Genomic DNA, 8,132 nt, shown 5'->3' with positions numbered 1-8,132 from the left:
CGGCCCGCCGGCGCGGCGCGGCCCGCCGGCCCGGCGCGCCCCCCCGGGACGGGGCCGCGCCCGCCATTCGTTCACCATTCCGACTGTTCCACCTCCGTTCCGCCGCAGGTGTGGCATTTCTGTGCCCTTGACGACCGAGCGCGCGCGGCGGGCCGCGCGGCCGGATGATTCTCCTTCCGGGCCGATTCCGGGGCGCGTTAGTGTTCGGGTGATTCTGGCGAGATGCGCCGGGCCGCGGGTTCGCGGACGGCCTTCGGGGTGCAGCGAAGCCGCGAGCGTGCGGGCCGTCGGGCCGGCGCGTCGAGGCGCGTGGAGACGGACGGATCATGGGGGTAGGACGAACGCTGCGCCGCCGGCTCGGCCGCGGCGCGGGCGCCGGCGCGTTCGCGGGAGCGGCCGGCATGCCGGTCGCCGCGCGGGCGGCGGAGGGCGCGGCCGCCGGCCTGCACGCCCACAACGCCATCGGCTTCGCGGTCCTGATCGGCCTGACGATCTTCGCCACCATCCTGTCCCTGCTCTACCTGCGCGAGCGGAGCCGCTGGGCCCAGCGCGAGCGCGTCCTCGTCACCGAGCTCGCCGAGCTGCGCGGCGCCCACGACCGGGCGGAGCTGCTCCTCGGCTCGGAGCCCCAGGTGGTCGTGACCTGGAGCGGGCGGGACGACCCTGTGATCGAGGGCGACGTCGCCCTGGCGGGCGAGGAGGGCCGGGTGCCCGCCCCGCGCCGGGTGCTCGCCTTCGGGGCGTGGCTGACCCCGGCCGACGCCGCCGCCCTGGAGGCGGCCCTCGACAGCCTGCGCGGCCGCGGCGAGCGCTTCCGCCGCACCGTGCGGACGCTCCACGGCCGCACCGTCGAGGCCCAGGGCCAGGCCGTCGGCGGCCGGGCGCTGCTGCGCCTGCGCGAGCTGACGGGCGAGCGCCAGGAGCTGGTCGAGCTGCGGGCGACCCTGGAGGAGGCCCGCCACGGCCTCTCGGCCCTCGCGGCCCTGCTCGACGCGATCCCGCAGCCGGTCTGGCGGCGCACCCGCGACGGCCGCCTGGCCTGGGCCAACGCCGCCTACGTCACCGCCGCCGAGGCCGGCGACCTCGACCGCGCCCTCGCGGACGGGGCCGAGCTCCTCGACCGGGCGGCCCGCAAGGAGGCCGAGCGGCGCCGGGCGCAGGGCCACAACGCCTCCTTGCGCGTCTCGGCCGTGGTGGCGGGCGCCCGGCGCACCCTCGACGTCACCGAGGTGGCGGTGGACACCGGCAGCGTTGGCATCGCGGTCGACGTCTCGGAGCTCGAGAGCCTCCGCGCCGACCTGCAGCGCCAGATGGACGCCAACGTCCGCACCCTCGACCAGCTTCCGACCGCCGTCGCGATCTTCGACGCCAAGCAGCAGCTCATCTTCCACAACGCCGCCTACCGCCAGCTCTGGGACCTCGACCCCGCCTTCCTGGACGGCCGGCCCCTCGACGGCGAGATCCTCGACGCCCTGCGCAACGCCCGCAAGCTCCCCGAGCAGGCCGATTTCCGCACTTGGAAGACCGGGGTGCTCGCCGCCTACCGGGCCGCGGAGGCCCAGGAGACCTGGTGGCACCTGCCGGACGGGCGCACCCTGCGGGTCCTCGCCGACCCCAACCCGCAGGGCGGGCTCACCTACCTGTTCGACGACGTCTCGGAGCGGGTCCACCTCGAGTCGCGCTACAACGTGCTGATGCGGGTGCAGAGCGAGACCCTCGACACCCTGCGCGAGCCCGTGGCGGTGTTCGGCTCCGACGGGCGCCTCAAGTTCGCCAACCGCGCCTTCGCGCAGGTCTGGCGCATCGGGCCCGAGATGCTGGCGGCCCAGCCCCACATCGACCAGGTGATCGCGGTCTGCCGGACCCTGAGCCCGACCGAGGAGCCCTGGACCGAGATCCGCGGCGCCGTCACGGGCCTCGTCGACGTGCGCCAGGGCGTCGCCTGCCGCCTCGCCCTCAAGGACGGCACCGTGCTCGACTGCGCGGCCGAGCCCCTGCCCGACGGCGCCACGCTCCTGACCCACATCGACGTCACGGCGAGCGTCAACGTCGAGCGCGCGCTCACCGAGAAGAACGAGGCGCTGGAGCGCACCACGCGCCTGCGCGACGAGTTCGTCCACCACGTCTCCTACGAGCTGCGCTCGCCGCTCACCAACATCATCGGCTTCACCGAGCTCCTCGGCGACGAGACCGTGGGGGCGCTCAACCCGCGCCAGCGCGAGTACGCCGACCACATCATGCGCTCGTCGGCGGCGCTCCTCGTCATCATCAACGACATCCTCGACCTCGCCTCGATCGACGCCGGCTCCATGGAGCTGACGCGGGAGGTCGTGGACGTCCAGGCCACCATCGGGGCCGCGGTGCGGGGCATCGGCGACCGGCTCGCGGAGGCCGATATCGGCCTCGACCTCGACGTGCCGCCCGACATCGGCAGCTTCGTGGCCGACGGCAAGCGCATCCGCCAGATCCTGTTCAACCTCCTGTCGAACGCCGTGGGCTTCTCGACGCCGGGCCAGCAGGTCCGGGTGTCGGCCCGCAAGACCGACGACGCGATCGTGTTCCAGGTCGTCGACCAGGGCCGCGGCATGCCCCCGGAGGTGATGGCCCGGGTGTTCGACCGCTTCGAGAGCCACACCCTGGGCACCCGCCACCGGGGCGTCGGCCTCGGCCTGTCCATCGTGCGCTCCTTCGTGGAGCTGCACGGCGGCCACATCGACATCGCCTCGGCGCCCGGCACCGGCACGCGGGTGACCTGCACCTTCCCGGTCGGCGACGGCGAGTCGCACCTCGCGGCCGCGGAGTGATGGCCGGGGCCGCGGAGTTTCGATAGTCTGGGTTGCGCCGTGGCCGATGGGCACCTCCGCGCGAGCGCCCCGCCCGGCGGCGCCGGCCGGGCGTGCCGGGCAGCGGCCCCGGGGGCCGGTCGAGGCGCACCGGGCGGGGTCGGTTAAGGTTCGTCGGGTATGACGGGCGCGGCCCGGGCCCTTAAGGGCCGGGATGGCGGCGTGAGCGAGGATCGCGGAGTGGACCAGGAGGGCATGGCCGAGCGCACACCCTGGGAGATCGTGCTGCCGGACGAGAGCGCCACCGAGGATCTCGGGCGCTTCCTCGCCGAGCTGCTGCGGCCCGGCGACCTCGTGGCCCTGTCGGGCGGGCTCGGCGGCGGCAAGACCACGCTCGCCCGCGCGCTCATCCGGGAGATCGTCGGCGACCCGGACCTCGACGTGCCGAGCCCGACCTTCACGCTGATCCAGCCCTACGAGGCCCCCGGCGGCCAGATGGTGGTGCATGCCGACCTCTACCGCCTGCGCGGCTCCGACGAGCTCGTGGAGCTCGGCTTCGACGAGATGACCGAGCGGGCGGTCGCCCTGGTGGAGTGGCCCGACCGGCTGCCCCCGCGCAGCGGGCCGACCCTCGCGGTCGACCTCGCGCTCAAGCCGGAATTCGGCGAGGGCGCGCGGCTCGCGCGCCTCATCGGGGGCGGGGGCCTGGGCGAGCGCCTGATGCGCGCCCGCGCGCTGCGCGCCCTCCTCGACCGCACCGGCTGGGGCGAGGCGATCCGCACGCCCATGCAGGGCGACGCCTCGAGCCGCGCCTACGAGCGCCTGACCAACCCGGACGGCGCCAGGGCCGTGCTGATGATCGCGCCGCCCCGGCCCGACGGGCCGCCGGTGCGGGACGGCAAGCCCTACAGCGCCATCGTCAAGCTCGCCGAGAGCGTGCACGCCTTCGTGGCGGTGGACCGGGGCCTCAGGGCGCTCGGCCTGAGCGCGCCCAGGATCCTCGGCGAGGACCTGGAGGCGGGCCTCCTGATCATCGAGGACCTCGGGGCCGAGCCCGTCGCCGACCCGGGCGGGCCGCGGCCGGAGCGCTACGCCGAGGCCGTGAAGGTGCTGGCGCGCCTGCACGGCACCGCGCTGCCCGGGGTTCTGCCCGTCGCCGAGGGCAAGGACCACGTCCTCCCGCCCTACGACCTCGAGGCGCTGCTGTTCGAGGCCGACCTGCTGCCGGACTGGTACGCCCCCCACGTCGCCGGCACGCCCCTCTCGCCCGCCGCCCGGGCGGCCTTCACGGCGGCCTGGACGGAGGCCCTCGACGGCATCCAGCCCGAGCGCCCGACCTGGACGCTGCGGGACTACCACTCGCCGAACCTGATCTGGCTCCCCGACCGGGACGGCCTGGAGCGCATCGGCATCATCGACTTCCAGGACGCCGTCCTGGGCCACCCGGCCTACGACGTCGCCTCGCTCCTCCAGGACGCCCGGGTCGACGCCAGCGCCGAGTTCGAGCTGCGCCTGCTCGGCCTCTACGCCCGCGAGCGCCGCCTGCGCGAGCCGGACTTCGACATGCAGGGTTTCGCCCGCGCCTACGCGGTGCTGGCGGCCCAGCGGGCCACCAAGATCATCGGCATCTTCACCCGCCTCGACCGCCGCGACGGCAAGCCGGACTACCTCGCCCACCTGCCGCGGATCGAGGGCTACCTCGCCCGCAACCTCGCGCACCCGGCCCTCGCCGGGGTGCGGGACTGGTACCAGACCCACCTGCCGCGCCTCTGCCCCGCCTCCGCCTGAGCGCTCCCGCCCGCGATGACCGACACGCCCACACCTGCCCTCGCGCGCGCCTTCGTGCTGGCCGCCGGCCTCGGCAAGCGCATGCGCCCGATCACCGCCACGGTGCCCAAGCCCCTCGTCGAGGTGGCCGGGCGGGCGCTCATCGACCACGCCCTCGACCGGATCGCCGAGTGCGGGATCCGGGAGGCCGTGGTGAACGTCCACTACCTCGCCGACCTGATGGAGGCGCACCTCGACCGCCGCCGGGGCGGCCCGGCCATCGTGGTCTCGGACGAGCGCGAGCGGCTGCTCGAGACCGGGGGCGGCGTCCGCAAGGCGCTGCCGCTCCTCGGCGAGGCGCCGTTCCTGATCCTCAACTCCGACTCGTTCTGGCTCGAGGGGCCGCGGCCGAACCTCCGCCGGCTGGCGGCGGCCTGGGACCCCGGGCGCATGGACATGCTGCTCCTCGTCGCCTCGGCGGCCACCAGCCTCGGCTACGACGGGGCGGGCGACTTCCACATGGACGGCGACGGGCGCCTCCAGCGCCGGGCCGAGCGCGAGGTCGCGCCCTTCGTCTACGCGGGCGTCGCGATCACCAAGCCCGGGCTCTTCGCCGGGACGCCGGACGGACCGTTCTCGCTCAACCTGCTGTTCGACCGCGCCATCGCAGCCGAGCGCCTGTACGGCCTGCGCCTCGACGGGCAGTGGCTGCACGTCGGCACGCCCGAGGCCCTGGCGCAGGCCGAGGAGCGGGTGCGGGCGAGCGCGACGCAGCCGTGACGGCCGCGTCCCGGCCGTGGGCGGCCGCCCGGCCGTGACGCCACCGCGCGCAGGCTTCACGGTCGCGCCCCTCGGCCCCGCCGACGCGGCGGCCGTGCTGGCCCTCAACAACGCGCACCGGGCCGAGACCTCGCTCCTCGACGCGCAGGGCCTGCGGGCGCTGACCGCCGCGGCGTTCTGGGCCGCGGGCATCGCCGTCGGGGGCGAGACCGGCGCCTTCCTGATCGCCCTCGACCAGGACGCCGCCTACGCGAGCCCGAACTTCCTCTGGTTCCGGGCGCGGTTCCGGCGCTTCGTCTACGTCGACCGCGTCGTCACGGCGCCGGCCCATCGCGGCCGCGGGCTCGCCCGGAGCCTCTACGGGGCGCTCACCGGACGCGCCGCCGCCGCCGGCCACGACCGCGTGGTCTGCGAGGTCAACCGCGACCCGCCGAACCCGGGCTCGGACGCGTTCCACGCCCGCCTCGGCTTCGTCGAGATCGGCAGCGCCGCGATCCACGGCGGCGCGAGGACCGTCCGCTACCTCGCCCGCGAGGGCCTCCGGGACGGCCCCGTCCCGGGTCCGGCCGGAGATCCCGCCCGATGAGATCCCGCCCGATGAGCCCCGCCCCATGAACCCCCGCTTCATGAACCCCCGCCCGATGAGCGACGGCCGCGTCTTCACGATCCCGCCGGGCCTGCCCTTCCTCGACACGCTCGCCGAGGCGCTCCTCGACGGCACGCTCGTCGGCGACGTCGCGGGCGACCCCTTCGGGCTCGCGGCGGTGACCCTCTACCTGCCGACGCGCCGGGCCGCCCGCGCCCTCGCCGCCGTCCTCGGCCGCCGCGGCGGCCCGGCGGTCCTCCTGCCCCGCATGGTGCCCCTGGGCGAGGCCGACGAGGCGGAGCTCGACCTCGCGGCGGCCCCCGCGGGCGAGCGCCAGGAGGCGATCCTGCGGCCGCCGATCCCGGCCATCGAGCGCCGCCTGATCCTGGCCCGCCTGGTCCAGGCCTGGGCCGGCAGCGTCGACCGCCAGCTCCTGCCCATGGGCGAGGACGTGCCCTTCCGGGTCCCGTCCTCGCCCGCGGACGCGGTCGGCCTCGCGGCCGACCTCGAGGGGCTGATGGACGCCCTCACGGTCGAGGGCCTGCCCTGGGAGGAGATCGCCGGGGCCGTCGAGGCCGAGCATTCGCGCTACTTCTCGCTCACCCTCGACTTCGTGCGCATCGCCGCCGAGCACTGGCCGGCCATCCTGGCCGATCGCGGGGTCAGCGACCCGGTTGCCCGCGGGCGCGCCCTTGTGCTGGCCGAGGCCGCGCGCCTGAGGCGCGACCGGCCCGCCGACCCGGTGATCGTCGCCGGCTCCACGGGCTCGGTGCCGGCGACCGCGACCCTGATCGCCGCCATCGCGGCCCTGCCGCGGGGCGCCGTGGTGCTGCCGGGCCTCGACCAAGACCTCGACGCGGCCGGCTGGCACGCCATCGATCCGGGGGATTGCGGCGACAGCACCGCCCACGCCCATCCGCAGGCGGTGCTGCACCGGCTCGTCGGGCCCGCCCATCTCGGCCTCGAGCGCGCCGAGGTCCGGCCCCTCGGCCGCCCCGACGCTCAGGCGGCGGCGCGGGCGGCCCTGCTCTCGCAGGCCCTGCGCCCCGCCGAGACCACGGACGCCTGGGCCGACCTCGACCCGGACTTGCGCGCCGCGCTCGCCCGCGAGGGCGGCGCCGGCCTCCGCGTGGTCGAGGCGGCCGACGAGCGCGAGGAGGCGCTCGCGGCCGCGGCGGCCCTGCGCGAGGCCATCGAGGCGCCCGGCCGCACCGCCGCGCTCGTCACCCCCGACCGGGCCCTCGCCCTCCGGGTCGCCGCCGAGCTCGCCCGCTGGGGCATCGTCGCCGACGACAGCGCGGGCCAGCCCCTCGGGCGCAGCCTCGCCGGGCGCCTGGCGCGCCNCCAAGCCGGAGCGCGTGCTGGCGCTCCTCGCCCATCCCCTCGTGCGCCTCGGCCTGCCGCGGGAGGCGGTGGTGCGGGCCGCCGCCGGCCTGGAGATCGGCGCCCTGCGCGGCCCGGCCCCCGCCAAGGGGTTCGCGGGCCTGCGGGAGGCCCTGCGCGCCGCCCGCGCCGACGCGAGCCCCCGCGCGCCGCGCCCGCGCCGGCGCCTGAGCGCCGCTGACTGGGACGCGGCCGACGACCTCGTCCTGCGCCTCGCCGTCGCCTTCCGGGATTTCGGCCCGGACCCGGACGACGCGCCCGGCGACCTGATCGGGATCGCCCACCGCCACCGCGCCGCCTGCGAGGCCCTGATGGACGGCCCGGAGGCGGAGGATCCCGGCGAGGACGCCTCGGTGGCGGTGCTCGACGCGCTGTTCGACGACCTCTCGCTGGCCGAGCCCGGGCTCCTCGCGGGCCGCTTCTCCGACTACCCGGCCTTCTTCGCGGCGCTCGCCGCCGAGCGGGTGGTGAGCGGGCGGGCGGGACCTGCCCCGCACCCGCGCCTGCGCATCCTCGGCCTCATCGAGGCGCGCCTGCTCTCCGTCGACCGCGTGGTGCTGGGCGGCCTCGACGAGGGCGTCTGGCCGCCCAAGGCCGAGACCGACGCCTTCCTCAACCGGCCGATGCGCGGCCGGGTCGGCCTGTCGCCGCCGGAGCGGCGCCTGGGCCAGACCGCCCACGACTTCGTGCAGGCCCTCGGCTGCCCGGACGCGGTGATCACCCGGGCGCACAAGCGCGAGGGCGCGCCGACGGTGCCGTCGCGCTTCCTGCAGCGCCTGCGCGCCTTCGCGGGCGAGGCGGCGTGGCGCGGGCTGACCGGGGCCGGCGCGCGC

Annotated in this window: 4 protein-coding genes and 2 pseudogenes; all 6 read left to right on the top strand. The window is 76.6% G+C overall.

Annotation, left to right across the window (positions count from 1 at the left end; all coding sequences use genetic code 11):
- Positions 1 to 326: 326 nt before the first annotated feature.
- Positions 327 to 2,804 carry a sensor histidine kinase gene (locus DT057_RS05170; RefSeq protein ID WP_128561044.1) on the top strand — a complete coding sequence of 826 codons (2,478 nt, stop codon included), beginning with the start codon at positions 327 to 329 and terminating at the stop codon, positions 2,802 to 2,804.
- A 234-nt stretch (positions 2,805 to 3,038) separates the two neighbouring features.
- The gene (tsaE, locus tag DT057_RS05165) at positions 3,039 to 4,571 is read left to right on the top strand and encodes a tRNA (adenosine(37)-N6)-threonylcarbamoyltransferase complex ATPase subunit type 1 TsaE (RefSeq protein WP_203236190.1); all 1,533 of its coding nucleotides are present in this window, start codon (positions 3,039 to 3,041) and stop codon (positions 4,569 to 4,571) included.
- A 15-nt stretch (positions 4,572 to 4,586) separates the two neighbouring features.
- Positions 4,587 to 5,330 (top strand): nucleotidyltransferase family protein, encoded by a 744-nt coding sequence (locus tag DT057_RS05160; protein WP_128561043.1) that lies wholly within the window; start codon positions 4,587 to 4,589, stop codon positions 5,328 to 5,330.
- A 34-nt stretch (positions 5,331 to 5,364) separates the two neighbouring features.
- Entirely contained in the window at positions 5,365 to 5,916 is a 552-nt protein-coding gene (locus DT057_RS05155; RefSeq protein WP_128561042.1) for a GNAT family N-acetyltransferase, read from the top strand.
- A 55-nt stretch (positions 5,917 to 5,971) separates the two neighbouring features.
- Positions 5,972 to 7,259, top strand: a pseudogene (locus DT057_RS37375) (PD-(D/E)XK nuclease family protein); the annotation flags it as partial.
- A gap of 1 nt (position 7,260) precedes the next feature.
- A pseudogene (locus DT057_RS36505) lies at positions 7,261 to 8,132 on the top strand (double-strand break repair protein AddB); the annotation flags it as partial.

The organism is Methylobacterium crusticola, from assembly GCF_003574465.1.
Lineage (GTDB): Bacteria > Pseudomonadota > Alphaproteobacteria > Rhizobiales > Beijerinckiaceae > Methylobacterium > Methylobacterium crusticola.
Note: the sequence above shows the minus strand (reverse complement) of the source record. Positions and strands in the feature narration are given on the sequence as shown.